The organism is Aeromonas sp. FDAARGOS 1403 (assembly GCF_019047325.1).
GTDB lineage: Bacteria > Pseudomonadota > Gammaproteobacteria > Enterobacterales > Aeromonadaceae > Aeromonas > Aeromonas dhakensis.
Window position 1 is genome coordinate 2642280 of sequence record NZ_CP077249.1, and the last position, 20667, is coordinate 2662946.

Annotated in this window: 22 protein-coding genes and 1 riboswitch; of the genes, 17 read left to right on the top strand and 5 right to left on the bottom strand. The window is 62.9% G+C overall.

The window, feature by feature from the left end:
• Positions 1-5: 5 nt before the first annotated feature.
• On the top strand, positions 6-2102 hold the full coding sequence (locus tag I6L33_RS12555) for an ATP-binding protein (RefSeq protein WP_216972622.1): 2097 nt from the start codon (positions 6-8) through the stop codon (positions 2100-2102).
• 230 nt (positions 2103-2332) lie between these two features.
• Here the strand turns inward: I6L33_RS12555 and I6L33_RS12560 are convergent, their stop codons facing one another.
• The 3 genes from I6L33_RS12560 to narQ all read right to left on the bottom strand — a co-directional run bounded on the left by I6L33_RS12560 (position 2333) and on the right by narQ (position 5363).
• Positions 2333-2908, bottom strand: coding sequence for an LON peptidase substrate-binding domain-containing protein (locus I6L33_RS12560; protein ID WP_005299312.1), 576 nt, complete (start codon positions 2906-2908; stop codon positions 2333-2335).
• 104 nt (positions 2909-3012) lie between these two features.
• Entirely contained in the window at positions 3013-3651 is a 639-nt protein-coding gene (gene narL / locus I6L33_RS12565) for a two-component system response regulator NarL (RefSeq protein ID WP_005299317.1), read from the bottom strand.
• The gene (gene narQ / locus I6L33_RS12570) at positions 3651-5363 is read right to left on the bottom strand and encodes a nitrate/nitrite two-component system sensor histidine kinase NarQ (protein ID WP_005299320.1); all 1713 of its coding nucleotides are present in this window, start codon (positions 5361-5363) and stop codon (positions 3651-3653) included. The genes narL and narQ overlap by 1 nt, the downstream gene beginning before the upstream one ends.
• 79 nt (positions 5364-5442) lie before the next feature.
• Positions 5443-5582, top strand: a riboswitch (molybdenum cofactor riboswitch).
• Here narQ and moaA point away from each other — a divergent pair.
• From moaA to I6L33_RS12650, 16 genes are all read left to right on the top strand, one after another.
• A complete protein-coding gene (moaA, locus tag I6L33_RS12575; RefSeq protein WP_041203111.1) occupies positions 5570-6565 on the top strand; it encodes a GTP 3',8-cyclase MoaA in 996 nt (331 codons plus the stop codon). (Overlaps the previous riboswitch by 13 nt.)
• 248 nt (positions 6566-6813) lie before the next feature.
• Positions 6814-7323, top strand: coding sequence for a ferredoxin-type protein NapF (gene napF, locus I6L33_RS12580; RefSeq protein ID WP_216972623.1), 510 nt, complete (start codon positions 6814-6816; stop codon positions 7321-7323).
• Between the two features lie 29 nt (positions 7324-7352).
• Positions 7353-7616, top strand: a complete 264-nt coding sequence (locus I6L33_RS12585) for a chaperone NapD (protein ID WP_017779249.1) — start codon at positions 7353-7355, stop codon at positions 7614-7616.
• A gap of 147 nt (positions 7617-7763) precedes the next feature.
• The gene (gene napA, locus I6L33_RS12590; protein WP_216972624.1) at positions 7764-10253 is read left to right on the top strand and encodes a nitrate reductase catalytic subunit NapA; all 2490 of its coding nucleotides are present in this window, start codon (positions 7764-7766) and stop codon (positions 10251-10253) included.
• Between the two features lie 15 nt (positions 10254-10268).
• On the top strand, positions 10269-11003 hold the full coding sequence (gene napG, locus I6L33_RS12595) for a ferredoxin-type protein NapG (RefSeq protein WP_216972625.1): 735 nt from the start codon (positions 10269-10271) through the stop codon (positions 11001-11003).
• Positions 11000-11875, top strand: coding sequence for a quinol dehydrogenase ferredoxin subunit NapH (napH, locus tag I6L33_RS12600; protein ID WP_216972626.1), 876 nt, complete (start codon positions 11000-11002; stop codon positions 11873-11875). The genes napG and napH overlap by 4 nt, the downstream gene beginning before the upstream one ends.
• On the top strand, positions 11875-12330 hold the full coding sequence (locus tag I6L33_RS12605) for a nitrate reductase cytochrome c-type subunit (RefSeq protein WP_005299342.1): 456 nt from the start codon (positions 11875-11877) through the stop codon (positions 12328-12330). The genes napH and I6L33_RS12605 overlap by 1 nt, the downstream gene beginning before the upstream one ends.
• An 11-nt stretch (positions 12331-12341) precedes the next feature.
• A complete protein-coding gene (locus I6L33_RS12610; protein WP_005299345.1) occupies positions 12342-12932 on the top strand; it encodes a cytochrome c3 family protein in 591 nt (196 codons plus the stop codon).
• A gap of 268 nt (positions 12933-13200) precedes the next feature.
• Entirely contained in the window at positions 13201-13707 is a 507-nt protein-coding gene (gene moaB / locus I6L33_RS12615) for a molybdenum cofactor biosynthesis protein B (protein WP_010634441.1), read from the top strand.
• A 9-nt stretch (positions 13708-13716) separates the two neighbouring features.
• Positions 13717-14241 (top strand): cyclic pyranopterin monophosphate synthase MoaC, encoded by a 525-nt coding sequence (gene moaC / locus I6L33_RS12620; protein WP_017779245.1) that lies wholly within the window; start codon positions 13717-13719, stop codon positions 14239-14241.
• Positions 14238-14483, top strand: coding sequence for a molybdopterin synthase sulfur carrier subunit (gene moaD, locus I6L33_RS12625; RefSeq protein WP_005299353.1), 246 nt, complete (start codon positions 14238-14240; stop codon positions 14481-14483). Before moaC ends, moaD begins: the two co-directional genes overlap by 4 nt.
• Before the next feature lie 2 nt (positions 14484-14485).
• Positions 14486-14959 carry a molybdopterin synthase catalytic subunit MoaE gene (moaE, locus tag I6L33_RS12630; RefSeq protein ID WP_017781789.1) on the top strand — a complete coding sequence of 158 codons (474 nt, stop codon included), beginning with the start codon at positions 14486-14488 and terminating at the stop codon, positions 14957-14959.
• Between the two features lie 103 nt (positions 14960-15062).
• The gene (gene modA / locus I6L33_RS12635; RefSeq protein WP_042050781.1) at positions 15063-15791 is read left to right on the top strand and encodes a molybdate ABC transporter substrate-binding protein; all 729 of its coding nucleotides are present in this window, start codon (positions 15063-15065) and stop codon (positions 15789-15791) included.
• A gap of 147 nt (positions 15792-15938) precedes the next feature.
• Positions 15939-16619, top strand: a complete 681-nt coding sequence (gene modB, locus I6L33_RS12640) for a molybdate ABC transporter permease subunit (protein ID WP_026140934.1) — start codon at positions 15939-15941, stop codon at positions 16617-16619.
• A complete protein-coding gene (gene modC / locus I6L33_RS12645) occupies positions 16616-17692 on the top strand; it encodes a molybdenum ABC transporter ATP-binding protein (protein ID WP_042050782.1) in 1077 nt (358 codons plus the stop codon). Before modB ends, modC begins: the two co-directional genes overlap by 4 nt.
• A gap of 64 nt (positions 17693-17756) precedes the next feature.
• Positions 17757-18533, top strand: a complete 777-nt coding sequence (locus tag I6L33_RS12650) for an alpha/beta fold hydrolase (RefSeq protein WP_017766042.1) — start codon at positions 17757-17759, stop codon at positions 18531-18533.
• Positions 18534-18617: 84 nt separating this feature from the next.
• Here the strand turns inward: I6L33_RS12650 and moeB are convergent, their stop codons facing one another.
• The gene (moeB, locus tag I6L33_RS12655; RefSeq protein ID WP_216972627.1) at positions 18618-19373 is read right to left on the bottom strand and encodes a molybdopterin-synthase adenylyltransferase MoeB; all 756 of its coding nucleotides are present in this window, start codon (positions 19371-19373) and stop codon (positions 18618-18620) included.
• On the bottom strand, positions 19370-20596 hold the full coding sequence (gene moeA, locus I6L33_RS12660) for a molybdopterin molybdotransferase MoeA (protein ID WP_216972628.1): 1227 nt from the start codon (positions 20594-20596) through the stop codon (positions 19370-19372). Before moeA ends, moeB begins: the two co-directional genes overlap by 4 nt.
• Between the last annotated feature and the right edge of the window lie 71 nt (positions 20597-20667).

Consider the following 20667-nt stretch of genomic DNA (forward strand, 5'->3'; position numbering starts at 1 on the left):
ACAAGATGATTGGTAATACGGAACTGGAAGCCCTTGGCGACAAGCTGCAGACCACTCTGGTGGAGCTGGTGCGCTGTCGGGAGCGCGAGGCCAAATACCGGCAGGAGTCGCAAACCCTGCTGTGCGGGGTGGCTACCCTGGCCGATGCCCAGACGCTGGAGCAGGTGCTGGACAGCCTCATCCAGGTGCTGAAACCCTTCATCGGCTTCGAACACGCGGATGTGGTGGCCTGGGAGGGCGAGGGGGCGCTGACCCACCTAAGCACCCAGGAGGGGGAGGTGGGCCGCCCCTGGCTGCTGACACCTATCTTCTCCCGGGCCATCGAGGGGGAGACCCTGGTCATCTATGACCCGACCCAGTTGCCCGAGCTGGCGCCGCTGGCCGATGTGACGGGTTGGGCCAGCGTCATGATGACGGGGCTGCGGGCCCCCGGTTTCTCCGGCGTGCTCATCTGCCGCCACTCCCTGATGGGTACTTTCGATCTCAAGAGCAAGGCCGCCATGCAGCGCTGCCGGCCGCTCATCTCCCAGGCATTGGTCAACATCGCTTATCGGGCCCGCTTGCAGGAGCAGGTTGAGCTCAAGACCCTGGCGTTGCAGGCGGGTGAGCAGCGTTTTCGCAGCTTTGCCGGCATGGCCTCCGACTGGTTCTGGGAGACGGATACCGAGCACAGGCTGAGCTACGTCTCGGCCCCCGGCCAGCAGGAAGAGATGCTGGTGCATCAGACTGGCCAGAGTCTCTACGACTACGCCTATGACAGGCGGGATCCCGAATGGGGCAAGTACCGCCGGCTCATCGGCCTGCACCTGCCGGTACGGGCGGTACGGGTACAGGTCAGCCTGGCACGGGGGCCGCGCTGGATGGAGATCAACGCCGAACCCTGTTTCGACGGGGCCGGTGTTTTCATCGGCTATCGGGGCACGGCGCGGGATGTGGGCAACCAGATCCGCCGTGAGCAGGAGCTGGCCAGGGCGCGGGACGAAGCGGAGGCGGCCAACCGTGCCAAGTCGCAGTTTCTGGCCATGATGACCCATGAGATCCGCTCCCCCATGAACGCGGTGCTGGGCATGCTTGATCTGCTGCAACACGCCCAGCTCGAACCCCAGCAGCAGACGCTGCTTGGCCATGCCACCCATGCGGCGCGCCTGCTGCAGACCATCATCGACGACGTACTCGATTTTTCGAAGATTGAATCCCACACCCTGGAGTTTCACTGCGAGACGCTGCAGCCGGCCCAGCTCTGCCAGTCCCTCATCGAGCCACTGCTGGCGCGGGCTGTCGCCAAGGGCATCGATCTGCGCTGGCAGGTCGATGAGGCTGTGCCGGCCCAGTTGCAAGGGGATCCGGTGCGCCTCTCCCAGGTGATCAGCAATCTGCTTGGCAACGCGGTGAAATTCACCAGCACGGGTCGGGTGTTGTTACAGCTGGAGTGGCATGATCAGCAGTTGCGGGTGACGGTGACCGACACCGGGATCGGCATCTCGGCCGAGGATCAGGCCCTGCTGTTTGAGCCCTTCTCCCAGGTGGACAGCTCGGCCACCCGCCGCTTCTCCGGCACCGGACTGGGGCTGGCCATCAGCAAGCGGTTGGTGGAATTGATGGGGGGCAGCATCCATCTGCGCAGTGCCCCCGGCGAGGGCAGCTGTTTCTGGTTCGATTTGCCGGGCATGGCGCTGCCATGCGAGTGCAGCAGCCGGCCCGAGCCGGATCAGCAGCCCATCCAGGCTCTGGATGTGCTGGTGGTGGAGGACAGCCCGGTCAATCAGCTGGTGGTCTCGCTCATGCTGCAAAAGCTGGTGAGCCGGGTCAGGGTGGCCGCCAACGGACTGGAGGCGCTGGCGCAGGTCGCGCAGCAACAGCCGGATCTCATTCTGATGGACATGCGGATGCCGCAGATGGATGGACTGGAGGCGACCCGCCGCTTGCGGGAGCTGGGTTACCGCATGCCCATAGTGGCGCTGACGGCCAACGCCATGGCGGAAGACAGAGCCCGTTGCCTGGCACAGGGCATGGATGATTTTCTGGCCAAACCCATCAGTCTGATGCGGTTGCGAGAGTGCCTGCAACGTCATTTTCATCCCGCATCACCGGATCGCAGCTAAAAAAAATGGTCAACCTGGGTGGTTGACCAATTCTTCAGCAAATACTGAAGAGAGCACGGGATAAATCGGGTTGTACGATTCTATATGAAAAAGTCGTGCCAACTTTTCAGAACCGGTTTTACAGGGCTTGCAGCGCGATTATCGGTTTTTATTGCGTCCTGCAATTTGCAAAATGCGAAATTGACATTTTCATTATCGGAATATTTGCATTTTGCAAAGCCCGAATTGACTCACTGTGCGATCAGTCGGCGCAAGAATTGACGAGCCGCTTCGCTATTTTGTTTGGCAATCAACATCTGCTTCTCATAGATCGGCATCGGCAGGATCTCGAGCCAGCGTTGGCAGAGCCAGGCTGCATCGTCAAACCGCTTGTCCGGATAGAGCTCGTCGAGCTCCGGATATTGTTCGAACACTTCCTGCAACCGGGTGACCAGCGGCTTGTCGCTGAAATTTGAGTGGGTACTCGGCCAGTTGGGCAGGGCCTCGACCTTGGCCCGGCGCAGACCCAGCTCGTCCGTCTCCATCTCGTGGATGCAGAATCGTTCCATGCCGAGCACGGTGACACCGAGCAGGCCGTCATTCAGGGTGTAAAAGTCGGTGACTTTGACCCGGGTGCCGACCGGCAGGATCCGACCCGACTTGCCCGAGGTGGTTGCCTCTTCCATCACGATGCCAAACCCCTGGTCATTGATGAATGACTCTTTGAGCATCTGCAGGTGGCGCGGCTCAAACAAACGCAGAGGAAGCTTGCCACCAGGCAGGATGTGGGAAGGCAAGGGGAACAGTGCCAAAGGTTGAAGTTTCATGTTCCATCCTCCATTCAGTTGTTACTGAACAGGACAATGCAGCGACTGTGCCAGAGGATAAAAAAAGCCACCGGACGGTGGCTTTGGCTGGGTAAAAAGGGGGCTTAGTTACGCTGCTCCAGGTACATGACAGCCGCTTCCACGCGGCTTTGCGCCTCGAGTTTCTTGAGCAGGCTTTTGACGTGAACCTTGACCGTGCCTTCGGAAATATGGAGCACGGAGGCGACCTGTTTGTTGGAGAGGCCCTTTGCAATTTCACGCAGGATTTGCATTTCGCGACGCGTTAAGCTCTCCAGCTTCTGCTGCAGGTGATCCAGCTCGTAGATGTTCTCTAGGTAGGGGCGCAGCGGTTCGCTCAGGATCTGCTTGCCGGTCATCACGTCTGCCAGCTGGGCCAGCAGCATATCGGGTTCGGTGTCCTTGAGCAGGTAGCCGTCGGCGCCGGCCTTGAGCAAGGCCACCACATCCTGACGGGCATCGGAGACGGTCAGGATCACCACCCGGGAGGTCACCTCCTCGGCGCGCAGCGCCTTGAGGGTGTCCAGGCCCGAGAGACCTTTCATGTTGAGGTCGAGCAGGATCAGGTCCGGTTCGGACTCCTTGGCCATGGCGACGGCGTCGGTACCATTGGAAGCTTCACCGACGACCTCGATGTTCTCTTCCAGTGCCAGCAGTTGCACAATCCCTTTGCGCATGAGGGGATGGTCATCCACGACCAGAACACTATATTTCATCTCGTCCATCAGGCGTCTCTTGTTAGGCTGGTGGGAAAGGTCAGATGTACGCAGGTGCCTCTGGGCGGCCTTTCGCTGATGGTCAGCAGGCCATGCAGCTTGTTGGCACGCTCGTTCATGATGCTCAGGCCGTAGTGGTTGACCGCCGAGCTTGCGATCCCTATTCCGACACCATCATCTGAAATCTGAACCTGGATGTTACCATCGGCGAGGGTCTCACAGCTAACATCAATCACTTGTGCGCTGGCATGTTTGATGGCATTGAGGACTGCCTCACGGATCAGCTGCAAAATGTGAATGTGCTGACCCGCCTCTAGGTCGGTATCGGCCAGACCGTAATGGAGCCTTATCTCGGCCTGGGTCTGCGGCTTGAGCTGCTCCAGCATCACCTTGATGGCTTCGCCGAGATTGGCGTCACCAATGCTGAGGCGGAAGGTGCCGAGCAGCTCGCGCAGCTGGGTGTAGGCGCTGCCAAGCCCCTCGTCGATCTGCTGCATGGCGGCTTCGGCCTTGGCGGTATCCCCCTTGGCAAACGAACGCTTGAGCAGGGTAGCCTGGATCTTGAGATAAGAAAGAGCCTGGGCCAGAGAGTCGTGCAGCTCGCGGGCGATGACGGCCCGCTCTTCCATCAGCAGCAGGCGCTGGTGTTGCAGCAGGGTCTGATCCTTGTGCAGCACCTGGGCCAGCAGCATGGAGAAGTTCTTCATCAGCCGCTCGTCGATGGGGTGGCTGCTGATGACGTCGAGCCGGCCATACTCCTGCTCGTCCATCTGCAGATAGAAGCTGACCACCGCCTCCAGATCGCCGGGCCAACCCTTGCGGCCGGTGATGTAGTCCGGCATGGCGTTGTGCTCGAAACGGGTCAGCCGGATGTAGTCGATGTGCTGGTGGGCCGCCGCCCGCTCCAGCAGCTTGAGCAGGGTGCGCCGGCTCAGCGGCGCCGCGTGCAGCTTCTGGGCTGTGCTGTAGAGGAAGGAGAGGGTGTCGTTGGCCTGCTGCAGCTTGGCGGTCTTCTCTTCCACCTTGCTCTCCAGCTCCCGGTAGAGCTTGCCGAGCTCGTCGGCCATGGTGACGAAGGCCCCTGACAGCTCCCCCAGTTCGTTTTCGCAGCGGGGGGGCAGGGTCAGATCGAACTCCTGGCGCTGGATCTGGCGGGCGCAATAGACCAGCTGGTTGAGCGGGGCCACCACCTGCTGGCGGGTAAAGCGCACCGTGAACCAGGCGATGGTGATGATGGAGAGCAGCCCCAGCCCTTCGGCCAGCGCCAGCATGCGCACCTTGAACTCCACGTGATACTGCATCTGGTTGACGAAGTCATCGATGGCGGCGACAAACTGCTCTGTGTTATCCGTATAGCGCCGCGGGGTGGCATTCTCGATGTGCTCGCGCATCACCTGCCACTGCTGCAGCACCTCGCCGTAGGTGCGACGCAGGGAGGCTGGCGTGATCCAGCGCTGGGTCTCCTGCAGCTCGGCGGCGTGCAGGGTCTGCTCGAACTGATCGAGCCGGCTCAGCACCTGCTGGCCCTGCTCAATCTCGTAGGCCATCCGGTAGGCCTGCATCCGCAGGGAGCCGGAGAGGTTGATCGCCTTGGCATCGGGCACCGAATAGAACAGGGTCACCATGGCCACCACGGCGATAAGGCTCGCCATGAACAGGATGAGCACCATGGAGCGCCCGATGGCGCTGCTGACCGAATGTACTTTGAACCACTTTCCCATGCCGGCTCTCTTCCTTCACTGCAGACAATAACCCCACAAAGTAGCATGGGAGTGTACTCCAACTTGTGCTAGCATCGAAAAACTAGATGAACTCCGAGCGGTTTTGCCTAAGTCCTCATGATAGGGGGAAACCGCCGTCAGCCGATGTTCGAGCTGTAAGGGTCAGGAAAGAAATGCCCTGGCCTCCCGTATTTGGAAAGGTGTTTATGTCGCCACTGCAAGATGGTTTTTCCCGTCGTTTTTACTATTTGCGCCTGTCGGTCACCGACGTGTGCAATTTTCGCTGTACCTACTGTTTGCCGGATGGCTATCGGCCACCGGCCGGTGGCAAGGCGGGGCGCCAGCCCTTTCTCTCTCTCGAAGAGATCCGCCGCGTCGTCGGTGGCTTTGCCGCCATGGGCACTCGCAAGGTGCGTCTGACCGGCGGGGAACCCTCCCTGCGCCGGGACTTCACCGCCATCATAGAGACGGTGGCCAATACCCCCGGCATCGAGAAGGTGGCCATGACCACCAATGGGTATCGTTTGAAAGAGCGTGCCAAAGAGTGGTTCGATGCGGGTCTGACTGCCCTCAACGTCAGCGTCGACAGCCTGGATCCGCGCCAGTTCCACCAGATCACCGGCGAGAACAAGTTGGCTGAGGTGATGGAGGGGATCGAAGCTGCGCTGGCCGCCGGCTTCAAGTCGGTCAAGATCAACGCCGTGTTGCTCAAGGGTCTCAACGACCATCAGCTGGATGCCTTCCTGGCCTGGATCCGGCACCAGCCCATCGAGCTGCGTTTCATCGAACTGATGCAGACCGGCGAGATGGATACCCTGTTTCGCGATCATCACGCCAGCGGGGCGCTCATCAAACAGCGTCTGCTCGATGCCGGTTGGTTGCAGCAGCTGCGTGGCGACGACGATGGCCCCGCCCAGGTATTCATGCATCCGGAGTCGATGGGCGGGGTCGGGCTCATCATGCCCTACAGCAAGGATTTCTGTGCCGGTTGCAACCGGCTGCGGGTCTCTTCCCTCGGCAAGCTGCACCTCTGCCTGTTCGGCGACCACGGGGTGGAACTGCGTGATCTGTTGACGGATGACGGCCAGCAGGATGAATTGCAGCAGCGGATCCGCAGCGCCCTTGCCGGCAAGGCGGCGACCCACAGGCTGCACGAAGGCAATGCCGGCATGACCCCGCATCTGGCCTCCATCGGTGGCTGAGCGGCCTCGCTCGAAAAAATAGCCATCGATTAATAAGCAATCCTCAAATGGGGGTATTTTGTCTTGCCCCCGTTGTTCTTTCCTGCGCCAAGGGTTTGATCCAGCGCAAGAATCCCCCCTGTTTATCTCCCTGGTGGTATATCCCTGAACTTGTCAGGGCCGCAATATACACCCACTCTTATAATAGGTATTGAAAATACCTGTCATGGGACTCACTCGTGCGCCATCACCTGCAACAAGGAGCCGTTATGCCGGATGGGGTCAACCTGTCGCGTCGCAGTCTGTTTCGGGGTCGTCTGACATCGAATGAACCTCGGGTGCAACTGCCCTGGTCCGTCGCCTGGTCCGATTTTGCCGCCGACTGCACCCGCTGCGGTGACTGTCTCACGGCCTGCCCGGAGCAGATCCTGGTCAAGGGCGATGGCGGTTTCCCGACCGTGGATTTTCTGCGCGGTGAGTGCACCTTCTGTGGGGAGTGTGTCGCCGCTTGCAAAATGCCGATATTTCGTCCGACCACGGAGGCGCCCTGGCAATACATCGCCCATATTGAAGCCAGCTGTCTGGCTCAGGGTCAGGTGTTCTGCCAGCGCTGCCAGGACAGCTGCGAGCCCCGGGCGATCCATTTCTCCCCCGTGCTGGGCCGGGTGCCGACCCCCAGTATCGAGGCTGCAGCCTGCACCGGTTGCGGTGCCTGTGTGAAGGATTGTCCGGTCGGCAGCATCCGGGTGGGAGCCCCCGCCTGCGAGGAGTCCAGATGAAGCAGGATGTGTGTGAAGCAGGAGCCACAATGAAACAAGAGTTCCATGTATCGAGCCTGGTGGTGCTGACCCAGCCCTCCTTGCGTCATCGGCTCGCAGAGCAGATTGCCACCCTCGAGGGGGCCGAGATCCATGCCGTCAGTGATGAGGGCAAGCTGGTGGTGACCCTGGAAGGCCCGAGCCAGCGGCCCATCATGACGGCCATCGACGCCATCAATGCGATGCCGGGCGTGCTATCCGCCGCCCTGATTTACCACCAGTTCGATGAGCTCGATGCCCAGTGCAAGGAGTAGCGCCATAAGGTCGAGCCTGCGTGACTCATCATGATGGCCGCCATGGATGCACAGAAAAACGAAGCCAGGGTTCTAGTTCGCCGCCCTGAGCCAAAACCAGTTCGATACACTCGACAACTTACGCGATAAGCAATGTGAGGATATGCCATGAAGCTGAGTCGACGCGACTTTATGAAGGCCAACGCGGTGGCGGCAGCCGCTGCCGTGGCTGGTGTCAGTGCCCCCACGCTGGCGGCCAATCTGATCACCAGTACCGACAAGACTGCCATCAAGTGGGACAAGGCGCCGTGCCGTTTCTGCGGTACCGGCTGTTCCGTGCTGGTGGGTTCCCAGGATGGGCGCGTCGTGGCGACCCAGGGCGATCCCGATGCACCGGTCAACCGCGGTCTTAACTGCATCAAGGGTTACTTCCTGTCCAAGATCATGTATGGCCAGGATCGCTTGACCCAGCCTATGCTGCGCATGACCAACGGCAAGTTCGACAAGAACGGCAACTTCGCCCCCATCAGCTGGGATCAGGCCTTCGACATCATGGCCGAGAAGTTCAAGGCCACCCTGAAAGAGAAGGGCCCGACCGCCGTCGGCATGTTCGGCTCCGGCCAATGGACCGTGTGGGAAGGCTATGCCGCCGCCAAGCTGATGAAGGCCGGTCTGCGTACCAACAACCTGGATCCCAATGCCCGTCACTGCATGGCGTCCGCGGTAGTGGGCTTCATGCGTACCTTCGGCATGGATGAACCAATGGGCTGCTACGACGACATCGAGCAGGCCGACGCCTTCGTGCTGTGGGGCTCCAACATGGCCGAGATGCACCCCATTCTCTGGTCGCGCATCTCCGATCGCCGCCTGTCCCACCAGGACGTGCAGGTACACGTGCTCTCCACCTTCGAGCATCGCAGCTTCGAGCTGGCGGACAACGGCATGGTGTTCACCCCGCAGACCGATTTGGCGATCCTCAACTACATCGCCAACTACATCATCCAGAACGACAAGGTGAACTGGGAGTTCGTCAACAAGCACACCCAGTTCCGCAAGGGCACCACGGACATCGGCTACGGCCTGCGTCCCACCAACCCGCTGCAGCAGAAGGCCAAGAACCCGGATAACGGCGACTCCACCCCGATGAGCTTCGACGACTTCGCCAAGTTCGTGGCGGATTACGATCTGGAGTCCGTCTCCAAGCTCTCCGGCGTCTCCAAGGACAAGCTTGAGAAGCTGGCCCAGCTCTATGCCGATCCGAGCAAAAAGGTGGTCTCCTACTGGACCATGGGGTTCAACCAGCATACCCGCGGTGTCTGGGCCAACAACCTCTGCTACAACATCCACCTGCTGACCGGCAAGATCTCCCAGCCGGGTTCCGGTCCCTTCTCCCTGACCGGTCAGCCCTCCGCCTGCGGTACTGCCCGTGAAGTGGGTACCTTCGCCCACCGTCTACCGGCCGACATGGTGGTGACCGAGCCCAAGCACCGCGCCATTGCCGAGAAGATCTGGAAGCTGCCGGAAGGCACCATCCCGGAGCAGGTGGGCTACCATGCCGTACTGCAAAACCGCATGCTCAAGGATGGCAAGCTCAACGCCTACTGGGTGATGTGCAACAACAACATGCAGGCCGGCCCGAACATGAACGAAGAGGGGCTGCCCGGTTATCGCAACCCGGCCAACTTCATCGTGGTCTCCGATCCTTATCCGACCGTGACCGCCCAGGCGGCCGACCTCATCCTGCCGACCGCCATGTGGGTGGAGAAAGAGGGGGCTTACGGCAACGCCGAACGTCGCACCCAGTTCTGGCACCAGCAGGTGAAGGCACCGGAAGGGGCCAAGTCCGACCTGTGGCAGCTGATGGAGTTCTCCAAGCGCTTCACCGTGGAAGAGGTGTGGCCGGCGGAGCTCATCGCCAAGATGCCGGAAGTGAAGGGCAAGACCCTGTTCGACGTGCTCTATGCCAACGGTCAGGTCAACCAGTTCCCGAAAGAGCAGAGCAAGGGGGCGCTGAACGACGAGGCAGAGCACTTCGGTTTCTACGTCCAGAAGGGTCTGTTCGAAGAGTACGCCACCTTCGGTCGCGGCCATGGTCACGATCTGGCGCCGTTCGATCAGTATCACGAGGCCCGTGGCCTGCGCTGGCCTGTGGTGGATGGCAAGGAGACCCTGTGGCGTTATCGCGAAGGGTTCGACCCCTATGTGAAAGCGGGCGAGGGGGTGCGTTTCTACGGCAAGCCCGACGGCAAGGCGGTGATCTTCGCGCTGCCCTATGAGCCGGCCGCCGAGGTACCGGACAAAGAGTACGACATGTGGCTCTCCACCGGTCGCGTGCTGGAGCACTGGCACACCGGCACCATGACCCGCCGGGTCCCCGAGCTCTATCGCGCCTTCCCGGATGCGGTACTGTTCATGCACCCGGAAGATGCCAAGGCTCGCGGCGTGCGCCGTGGTGAAGAGGTGATCGTCTCATCCCGCCGTGGCGAGGTGAAGACCCGGGTCGAGACCCGCGGTCGCAACCGTCCGCCCAAGGGACTGGTGTTCATGCCCTTCTTCGATGCGAGCCAGCTGGTCAACAAGCTGACCCTGGACGCCACCGATCCGCTCTCCAAAGAGACGGATTACAAGAAGTGCGCCGTCAAGGTCGTCAAGGCATAAGGCGGGGAGCGCGAGATGAGTCGTAGTCGGCGCCAGTTTCTGGCCGACATGGCCAAGGGGGCCTGCGGTGTGGGCCTGCTTGGCGTGGGGCTCGGCGGCATGGCGCGTCAGCAGGTGCAGGCCATGCCTGCCCAGGCGCTGCGCCCGCCGGCTGCCCTCGACGAGGCACAGTTCCTCGGCGCCTGCGTGCGCTGCGGACTCTGCGTCGAGGCCTGCCCCTACGACACCCTCAAGCTCGCCCGGCTGTTTGAACCCGTGACCACCGGCACTCCCTACTTCAAGGCGCGCGCCGTGCCGTGCGAGATGTGTGATGACATCCCCTGTGTGGCGGCCTGCCCGAGCGGGGCGCTGGATCAGGCCATGACCGACATCGATCAGGCGCGGATGGGGGTGGCGGTGCTCATCGATCACGAGACCTGCCTCAACTACCTGGGGCTGCGTTGCGACGTCTGCTACCGGGTCTGCCCGCTGATTGACAAGGCGATCACCCTGGAGCTGCAGCACAACCAGCGCACCGGCAAGCACGCCATGTTCCTGCCCACGGTGCACAGCGATGTCTGCACCGGCTGCGGCAAGTGCGAGCATGCCTGCGTGCTGGAAGAGGCTGCCATCAAGGTGGTGCCTCGCCAGCTCGCCAAGGGAGAGCTGGGCCACCACTACCGGCTCGGCTGGGAAGAGAAGGCGAAGGCGGGCAAGTCGCTCATCGGCGACAGGCTCACCCTGCCGACCCGCAAACCGGAGGGGCTATGAGTCGTTATCCGGGAGTCGAAGCCACGGCCAGGCTGGGCTGGTGGCGCGCCCATCGCTTCCTGCTGTTGCGCCGGCTCAGCCAGTTTGGCGTGCTGGGGCTGTTCCTGCTGGGACCGCTGGCGGGCAGCTGGATCCTCGAGGGCAACCTTTCCAGCTCACTGTTGCTGGAGACTGTGCCGCTCACGGATCCGCTGACCCTGCTGCAATCGTTGGCGGCGGGCCATTGGCCCATCCCCACCCTCTGGCTGGGGGCAGGGCTGGTGCTCGCGGGTTACTGGCTGGTCGGGGGGCGGGTGTTCTGCTCCTGGGTCTGTCCGGTCAACCTGGTCACGGATGCCGCCGCCTGGCTGCGAGCCCGGCTCGGTCTCAAGGGCAATGGCCAGTTCAGCCGCAATACCCGCTACTGGCTGCTGGCCATGGTGCTGGTGGCGCCGGCCATCACCGGTGTACTGGTGTGGGAGCTGGTCAATCCGGTGTCGCTCACCCTGCGCGGCCTGTTGTTCGGCATGGGGGCGGGCTGGGCCTTGCTGGCGGTGTTGTTCCTGTTCGACCTCTTCGTGGTGGAGCGGGGCTGGTGCGGTCACCTCTGTCCGGTGGGGGCCTTCTATGCCCTGGTCAACCGGGTCGGGTTCATCAAGATTTCTGCCAAGGGGCGCGAGCGGTGCAGCAACTGCATGGATTGTTATGCGGTCTGCCCGGAACGTCCCATCCTGCGCGGCCCCGTTCACGGTGCCAAGCGTGGTCACGGGCCCTTGATTGCGGCTCAGGAGTGTACCAACTGCGGCCGTTGCATCGATGTCTGCGCGGAGCAAGTTTTTGAAATCACTGTAGGTTTTGCCGTCAAGGCAGAGAAAACGTCGGAGAACAAATAATGAAGAAGCTGATTGGAGCAATGCTGGCCTGTCTGATGGCTGGTTCCTTGATGGCGGCAGTCCCCGAGATCACCAACAGCACGGGGGGCATCAAGTCGGAACGGGGGAGCACGGATCTGGTGACGGATGCCGATGCGGCCCCCATGAAGAACTTTCGCAAGGATGGTGATCTCTACGATCGCCAGTACATGCATCAGCCCCCGCTGATCCCCCACGACACCCGCAACTATGAAGTGGACAACAAGGTCAACAAGTGCCTGGCCTGTCACAGCTTCAAGAACGCCAGCGCCATGAAGGCCCCCAAGATCAGCCCGACTCACTTCGAGACCCGTGACGGCATGACGTTGGGAGAAGTATCCCCCCGCCGCTACTTCTGCCTGCAGTGCCACGTGCCGCAAGCGGATGCCAAGCCGCTGGTGGAAAATACGTTTAAACCAGTTGAAGCCTTGAACTGAGGAACCCATAGATGAAATTACCCGGCTTTATCCAGCGTCTGTGGACCACCTTCAAGTCCCCCTCGAAGGCAGCCCTCTGGGTACTGCTGCTGATGGGCTTCTTCGGCGGGGTCATCTTCTGGGGCGGTTTCAACACCGCCATGGAAGCCTCCAACACCGAAAAGTTCTGCACCAGCTGCCACGAGATGAAGGACAACGTGTTCGTGGAGTACCGCGACACCATCCACTATGCCAACCGTTCCGGCGTGCGGGCCAGCTGCCCGGATTGCCACGTGCCGCACGAGTGGACCTACAAGATCATCCGCAAGGTGCAAGCCTCCAAGGAGCTGTGGGGCATGATCACCGGCAAGGTGGACACCCGCGAGAAGTTCGAGTCGCACCGGCGCGAGATGGCCGAGCGGGAGTGGAAGCGGATGAAGGACACGGATTCGAGGGAGTGTCGCAACTGCCACAACTTCGAATACATGGACTTCTCCCTGCAAGGCAAGCGGGGTGCCCAGATGCACTCCACCAGCCTCGCCAGCGGCGAGAGCACCTGTATCGACTGCCACAAGGGCATTGCTCACCAGCTGCCCGACATGACAGGGGTGAAGGGCTTCTAAGTCTGCACCAGCAACGAGGCCGGGGTCACCCGGCCTCGTTCATATTTCGCCCGGCCAGGGCAAAAGCACCACTGTGCCTCCTTTAAATCCCCCCTCTGGTGCGAGTTTTGATAGAATCGGCCCGCCGTGAGTCGCAGCGCATGACAGCAAGGTCAAAGGTTCAGCCCGGGCGGGCATGGACCGTGCCACCAGCGAGCGCTGTCAGCCGGGATCCTGGCCGCTTTTCTTCTTCTCTTTGCTCACGGTCCTTTGCCATCAGGAGCTGCCCATGGGACAGAAACATAACGCATTCATTCCCCTCAAGATCGCCGTGCTGACGGTCTCCGACAGCCGCACCGCTGCCGATGACAGCTCGGGCGACTATCTGGTTTCCGCCCTCGCTGAATCGGGCCATCAGCTGGCCGACCGGGCGCTCTGCCCCGACAATCTGTTTCGTATTCGCGCCCAGGTGAGCGACTGGATCGCCGATGAGGGGGTGCAGGTGGTGCTCATCAATGGCGGCACCGGCTTCAACGAACAGAACCGGGTGCCCGAGGCGGTCGGGGTATTGTTCGAGCGCACAGTGCAGGGCTTTGGCGAACTGTTTCGCCAGCTATCCTTCGCCGACATCAAGGGCGCCGCCATGCAGAGCCGCGCGCTGGCGGGTCTCGCCAATCGCACCCTGATCTGCTGCCTGCCGGGCTCTACCGGTGCCTGCCAGCTGGGGTGGGAGAAACTTGTCCGCGATCAGCTCGATGCTCGCACCAAGCCGTGCAACTTCGTCTCCCATCTTTGAGGGCCTCTGATGAACCCGACCGAATCCAAGCAGCCTCAGCCCGGCCTGACCCATCTCAACCAGAGCGGCGAAGCCCACATGGTGGATGTGACCGACAAGCTGGTGACCGAGCGTGAAGCCCGCGCCGAGGCGTTTGTCGCCATGGCTCCCGACACCCTGGCCCTGATCCTGAGCGGTCAGCACCACAAGGGGGACGTGTTCGCCACCGCCCGCATCGCCGGCATCATGGCGGCCAAGAAGACCTCGGATCTCATTCCCCTCTGCCATCCGCTGGCATTGACCCGGGTGGAGGTAGAGATAGAACCCCAGGCGGAGCAAAATAGGGTCCATATTCGCACCCTCTGCAAGCTCTCGGGCAAGACAGGGGTGGAAATGGAAGCGCTGACCGCCGCGTCGGTGGCGGCGCTGACCATCTACGACATGTGCAAGGCGGTGCAAAAGGACATGGTGATCGAACAGGTTCGTCTGGTGGAGAAAAAGGGCGGCAAGTCCGGTCACTTCCAGTTGAATGCCGGTGCAGGAGAAAATGCATGATCAAGGTACTCTTTTTTGCGCAAGTCAGAGAGCTGGTGGCCTGCGACGAGTTGAGCCTGCCCTGTGACTACGCCAGTGCCGAGGCGCTTCGCGCCGCCTTGTGCGAGCGCGGCGACAAGTGGGCGCTGGCGCTGGAAGCGGGCAAACTGCTGGTGGCGGTCAACCAGACCCTGGTGCCGCTCGATACGCCCCTTCATGATGGCGATGAGGTCGCCTTCTTCCCGCCGGTGACCGGAGGTTAAGGATGAGCGAGGCAACCATGACCGATCGCATTCTGGTGCAGCGGGATGACTTCTCGCTGGCCGACGAATATGCCCGCCTCGCTGCCCGGCAGGACACCGGCGCCGTGGTCAGCTTTGTCGGCAAGGTACGCGACTTCAATCAGGGGGAGCAGGTGAAGGGGCTGGCCCTCGAGCACTACCCCGGCATGACCGAGAAGGCGCTGACGGACATAGTGGCCGAGGCTCGCAGCCGCTGGCCCCTGCAGGAGTGCACCCTGATCCACCGCATCGGCGAGCTGCTGCTCGGCGATCAGATCGTGCTGGTGGTGGTGAGCAGTGCCCACCGTGAGGCGGCTTTCGAGGCCTGTCACTTCATCATGGATTTCTTGAAAACCCGGGCGCCGTTCTGGAAAAAAGAGCTGACCGCCGAAGGGGTACAACGCTGGGTCGAGGCCAAGGAGAGCGACAGCACTGCCGCCGCCCGCTGGCAAGCTTGACCTGTTCAAGGGGGCTGGCTCATCGGGAGCCGCGGCCCCTGTTTTCGGGGCCGCCCCCTTGGCTGGGGAGCGATAGAAGCGGCCCCACTCAGGAGGTAAAGGAATGAAACCGCTGTTATCCGTTGTCATCGCCGGGGTCTGCGCCAGTGCGCTGCAGGCTGGTGCCGTGCAGGCCGACGAGGTCAAGGTGGCCGTGGCCGCCAACTTCAAGGGCACCATAGAGCGCATCGGCAAGGCGTTCACCGCCAAGACCGGCCATACCCTGGCCATCTCCTCTGCCGCGACCGGGGTGCTCTACACCCAGATAAGCCACGGCGCCCCGTTCGATCTCTTCCTCTCCGCCGACGTGAAAACCCCGCAGAAGCTGGAGCAGGAGGGCAAGGGCAGCGAACGTTTCACCTACGCCATCGGCCAGCTGGGTCTGTGGCAGAAGGGGGGGCCGGCTCCTGACGAGGCAACCCTGCGCGGCTGGAAGGGCAACCTCGCCATCGCCAACCCGAAAACCGCGCCCTACGGCACTGCCGCCATGGCGACCCTCGACCATCTCAAGATCGATCCCAAGCAGTACCGCCTGCTGACCGGCACCAACATCGGCCAGACCTGGCAGTTCGTCGACACCGGCAACGCCGAGCTGGGCTTCGTCGCCTGGGCCAACCTGGTGGAGGCGGGCAAGACCAGTGAAGCCTGGGCCGTGCCGGCCGACTTCTATCCGCCCATTGAACAGCAGGGGCTGGTATTGAAGAAAGGGGCGGCGGTCGAGGCGCTGGTGGCCTGGCTCAAGGGGCCGGGTCAGGCAGAGATCAAGGCGGCGGGTTATGCGCTGCCCCAGTGATGGCGCAACCATACACCTGACTGATGAGTGGCCGGCCCTCGGGTCGGCCCACTCTTGCGATAAGGATGCACACCATGCCGTTGCCTGAATTCATCTGGGAATGCGGCTCAATCGATGTGTCTGGTTCTGGCGTTGGGAGTGCGTCCGATGAGTGAAGGGGATCTGCTGGCGGTCTGGCTCACCCTGAGGCTGGCAGCCAGCACCACCGCCATCCTGCTGCTGCTCTCGCCGCCGCTGGCCTGGTGGCTGTCGCGCAGCCAGCACAGGCTCAGACCCGTGGTGGAGGCCTTGGTGGCGCTGCCGCTGGTACTGCCGCCCACGGTGCTCGGCTTCTATCTGCTGCTGGCCTTCTCCCCCTCCTATGGCCTGGGCGCCTGGTGGCGCGACACCTTCGGGGCGCCGCTCGCCTTCAGTTTTACTGGCCTGCTGCTCGCCTCCATCCTCTATTCGCTCCCCTTCGTGGTGCAGCCGCTCACCTCCGCCTTCGTCAACATGGGCAACAAGGAGCTGGAGGCCGCCGCCACCCTGGGGTTTGGCCCGCTGGAGCGCTTCTTTCACATCATCTTGCCGATGACGCTGCCCAGCTTCGTGATGGCGGCGGCGCTCGGCTTTGCCCACACCCTGGGGGAGTTCGGGGTGGTGCTGATGATTGGCGGCAACATCCCGGGCGAAACCCAGGTGCTCTCCATCGCCCTGTTTGATCACGTGGAGACGATGGACTATCAAAACGCCCACCTGCTGGCGGGCGGCCTGATGGGCTTCTCGCTGGTGATGCTGGTGCTGGTGTACGGGGTGCTGCAGCGCCGGCAACGGAGGCTGTTCGGATGAACGACACCGGCAAGGTGAAACCGCTGCAACTCAAGGCGAGGCGGGCGTTCGGCGCCTTTAGCCTCGATTGTGAACTGGCCCTGGAGCTTGGGGGGATCCTCGGTCTGTTCGGCCCCTCAGGTTGCGGTAAGAGCAGCCTGCTGCGCATCATCGCCGGGCTGGACAGGGCACCGGGTGACACGTTGAACTGGCAGGGCAGGGGGCTGAGCGATCTGCTGCCCGAGGCGCGCCGCATCGGCCTGGTGTTTCAGGATTCGCGTCTCTTCCCCCATCTGAGCGTGCTCGGCAACCTGCAACTGGCTGCCCGCAAGGGGCGGGGGCGCTGGCAACCCGAGGCGCTGGCGACCCGGCTCGGTTTTGCCGAACTGCTGCCCCAGCCGGCCCACGGCCTCTCCGGCGGCCAGCGCCAGCGGGTGGCACTGGCCCGGGCCTTGTTGGCCGAGCCCGATCTGCTGCTGCTCGATGAACCTTTCTCTGCGCTGGACAGACGCAGCCGCATCCATCAGGCCCACGTGCTCAAGGGTTTGCAGCAGGAGAGCGGTATCCCGATGATCTTCGTCAGCCACGCCATGGAGGAGGTGAGCCTGCTCTGCGATCAGCTGGTGCTGCTGGCGGATGGCCGGGTGGAGGCACAAGGTCGGCCGAGCGATATCTTTGCACGCACCGATCTCTCGCTTGCCAGTCGCGACGACGCCGGGGTGATGCTGGCGGCGAGCCTCTCTCACTACGATGAAGAGGAGCAGATGGCGACCCTGCAGCTCGGCGAGCAGCAGTTGCGAGTCACCATGACCCAGGTGCCGGACGACGGCGGCCCCCTGCAGATCAAGGTGGCCGGGCGGGACGTGGTGATTGCCACCGCCCCCATCGAGCACTCCAGCCTATCCAACTGCCTCACCACCCGATTGCTGGCCGAACGCGAGGTGCGCCCCGGCCAGACCCTGTTGCAGTTGGCGCTGGGTCAGCAGATACTGCTGGCCCGGATCACCAGCCGCTCCGCCAGACGGCTGGCGCTCGCCCCGAACCAGCAGATCTACGCCTACATCAAGGCGGTGAGTCTGGTCAGCGAGGGTTGAGCGGATTGCAGAAGAGGCAGAAAATCAGGATGGTTCAGCGGATGAGTCGAGAGGCAATGAACTGATGCGCCGCAATCAGGTGATGAAATCCAACGGTCTTGCCCTGCGCAGCGCGGGGGAGGGCCCCTTGCTGTTGCTGCTGCACGGGCTGGGCTCCTCCAGCCTCGACTGGCAGGCGCAGATCGAACGCTTTTCCGAACACTACCGGGTGGTGGCGCTGGATCTGCGCGGCCACGGCCAGAGCATGCAGGAGGGGCCGTTCGATGTGGCGACCCTGGCGGCTGACGTGGTGAACTGGCTCGACGAACAGCCTGAGCCCGCCTGGGTGGTGGGGCTCTCCTTGGGGGCCATGGTGGCGCTGGAGCTGGCGTTGCAGCTGCCACACAAGGTGCAAGGGCTGGTGCTGGTCAACGGCTGCAGTGAATTTCTGCTGGAGACGCCGAAAGAGCAGGAGCGCTTTGCCCAGCGCCTCAAGTGGCTGCGCTGGTTCGGCTTGCGGCCGCTCGCCTGGTGGCTTGGCCGCGAGCTCTTTCCCGGCCCCGACCTTGCCCAGGTGCGTCACACCTTCCGGCTGCGTTTCGTGCGCAACAAGAAGAAAACCTACAAGGCGCTGCTGGAGGCGCTGCCCGGCTGGTCGGTGCGCGCCCGGCTTGGCAACATCTGGCAGCCGGTGGCCATCATCTCCACCAGCCACGACTATCTGCCGCTCGCCAAACGGGTGGAGCAGTTCGCCTCCCTGCCCAACGCCACCATCCACACCCCCAATGGCCACCACGCCTGGCCGGCGGAAGATCCCTCCGGCTTCAATCATCTGTTGCAGCGGATCCTCTCTACCCATTGATGAAGTGATGGAGAACAGTGGCAGATAAAAAAAGCCGACCCCAGGGTCGGCTTTTTTGTTGGCGCAAAGGCTCGCTGGGATGGTTCACCCGTGCGAGCAGACCGGGCAGTCGGGGCGTTTGGGCAGCTTCATTTCGCGAAAGGTGCCGCCCAGACCGTCGATCATCAGCAGGCGGCCGCTGTAACTGCGGCCCATCCCCGCCAAGAGTTTGATGGCTTCGAGCGCCTGCAGGCTGCCCACCAGTCCCACCACAGGGGCCAGCACCCCTGCCTCGACGCAGGTAAGGGCCTGCTCGCCAAACAGGGCGCTGAGGCAGGCGTAGCAGGGCTCATCCTGCTGCCAGGTGAAGCTGCAGACCTGGCCCTCCAGCCGGATGGCGGCGCCGCTGACCAGCGGCACGCCGTGCTGGCGAGCCTTTTGGTTGAGCAGGTTGCGAATGGCCAGGTTGTCGGTGCAATCCAATACCAGCTGGTGGCGTGGCAACAGGGCATCGAGCAGCGCCTCGTCGGCCACGGCGGCATGGGTCTCCACCTCAAGCCAGGGGTTGAGGGCGCGCAGGGAGTGGGCGGCGGAGTCCACCTTGTCGTGGCCGATGCGCTCATCGGTGTGCAGCACCTGGCGCTGCAGGTTGGAGAGCTCCACCTTGTCGAAATCGACCAGGGTGAGCCGGCCGACCCCGGCCACCGCCAGATACTGGCTGGCAGCGCAGCCAAGGCCGCCGGCGCCGATCACCAGCACGTGAGCCTGCTTGAGCGCCTCCTGCCCCTCGAAATCGAAAGATTTGAGGATGATCTGGCGGTTGTAGCGCAAGAGCTCGGCGTCGCTCAGGATCTCGTTCACAGCAGCAATCCCCCGAACGGTTCGACGGTGACGGTTTCCCCTGCGACGACCCGGCCCCGCTCGCGCTCCAGGACGATGTAGCAGTTGGCCCGCGACAGGGAGCTGAACACGGCGGAGTCTTGCGAGCCGGTGCTGCGCACCTCCAGGCCGTTTGGCCCCTGAGTCAGGATGCCGCGCTGGAAGTCGAGCCGGCCCGGCGCCTTCTTGAGCGGCTCGGCCGCGATGGCGTTGAGCTGGAGCGGGCGTGCGAAGCGTTGGCCGGCGAGCTTGGCCAGCGCCGGTTGCACCAGCTGATCGAAGGTGACCATGGCGGAGACCGGGTTGCCCGGCAGGCCGAAGAACCAGGCGTGGGGCAGGCGACCGAAGGCAAACGGCTTGCCCGGCTTGATGGCCAGCTTCCAGAAGCCGATTTCGCCAAGCTCCTCCAGCAACTGTTTGGTGAAGTCCGCTTCCCCCACCGAGACGCCGCCGGTGGTGATGAGGGCGTCGGCCTCGCGATCGGCCTGTTGGAAGGCGGCGCGTAGCTGGGCGGGATCGTCCGGGATAATGCCAAGGTCGAGGCAATCGCAGCCCATGCGATCCAGCATGGCCCGCACGCCGTAGCGGTTGGAGTCGTAGATGTCGCCGTGGGCGAGGGGGGTACCGACCGGTTTGAGCTCATCGCCGGTACTGAAAATGGCCACTTTCAGCGGTCGGCGCACCGACACAGTGGCAATGCCGAGGGAGGCCAGCAGCGGCATCTCCCGGGCGGTGAGGCGAGTACCGGCGCCGAGTACGCTGGCGCCCTCGCGGATGTCTTCGCCGCGGCGGCGAATGTTCTGGCCGGGCACAGGGGTGGTCAGAAAGGTGATCCTGTCGCCGTCGGCCTGGGTTTCTTCCTGCATCACCACCGCATCCGTCCCGGCCGGCACCGGGGCGCCGGTCATGATGCGCACGCAGTGGCCGGCGGGCCACTCGCCCTGGTAGGGCTGACCGGCAAAGGCCTTGCCCGCCATGATGAGGGGGGCGCCGCCGGCGAGATCGGCCAGCCGCACCGCATAACCGTCCATGGCGGAGTTGTCGAACGGGGGCACGTTGAGGGGGGAGGCGATATCCGCGGCGAGTACCCGGCCAAGGGCCTGCGGCAAGGGCAACTGTTCGCTGTCGCAGCAGCCGTCAAGCTGTGCCAGCATGCCCTGCAGGGCGTCGCTCAGGGGGAGTAGTCCGCTGGTATCAAATCCCATGTCATGACCTCATTGTGTGATGGAGGGGGGGGTGAAGGGCGGATTATCCCAAAAATCCATGCCGATGGGCA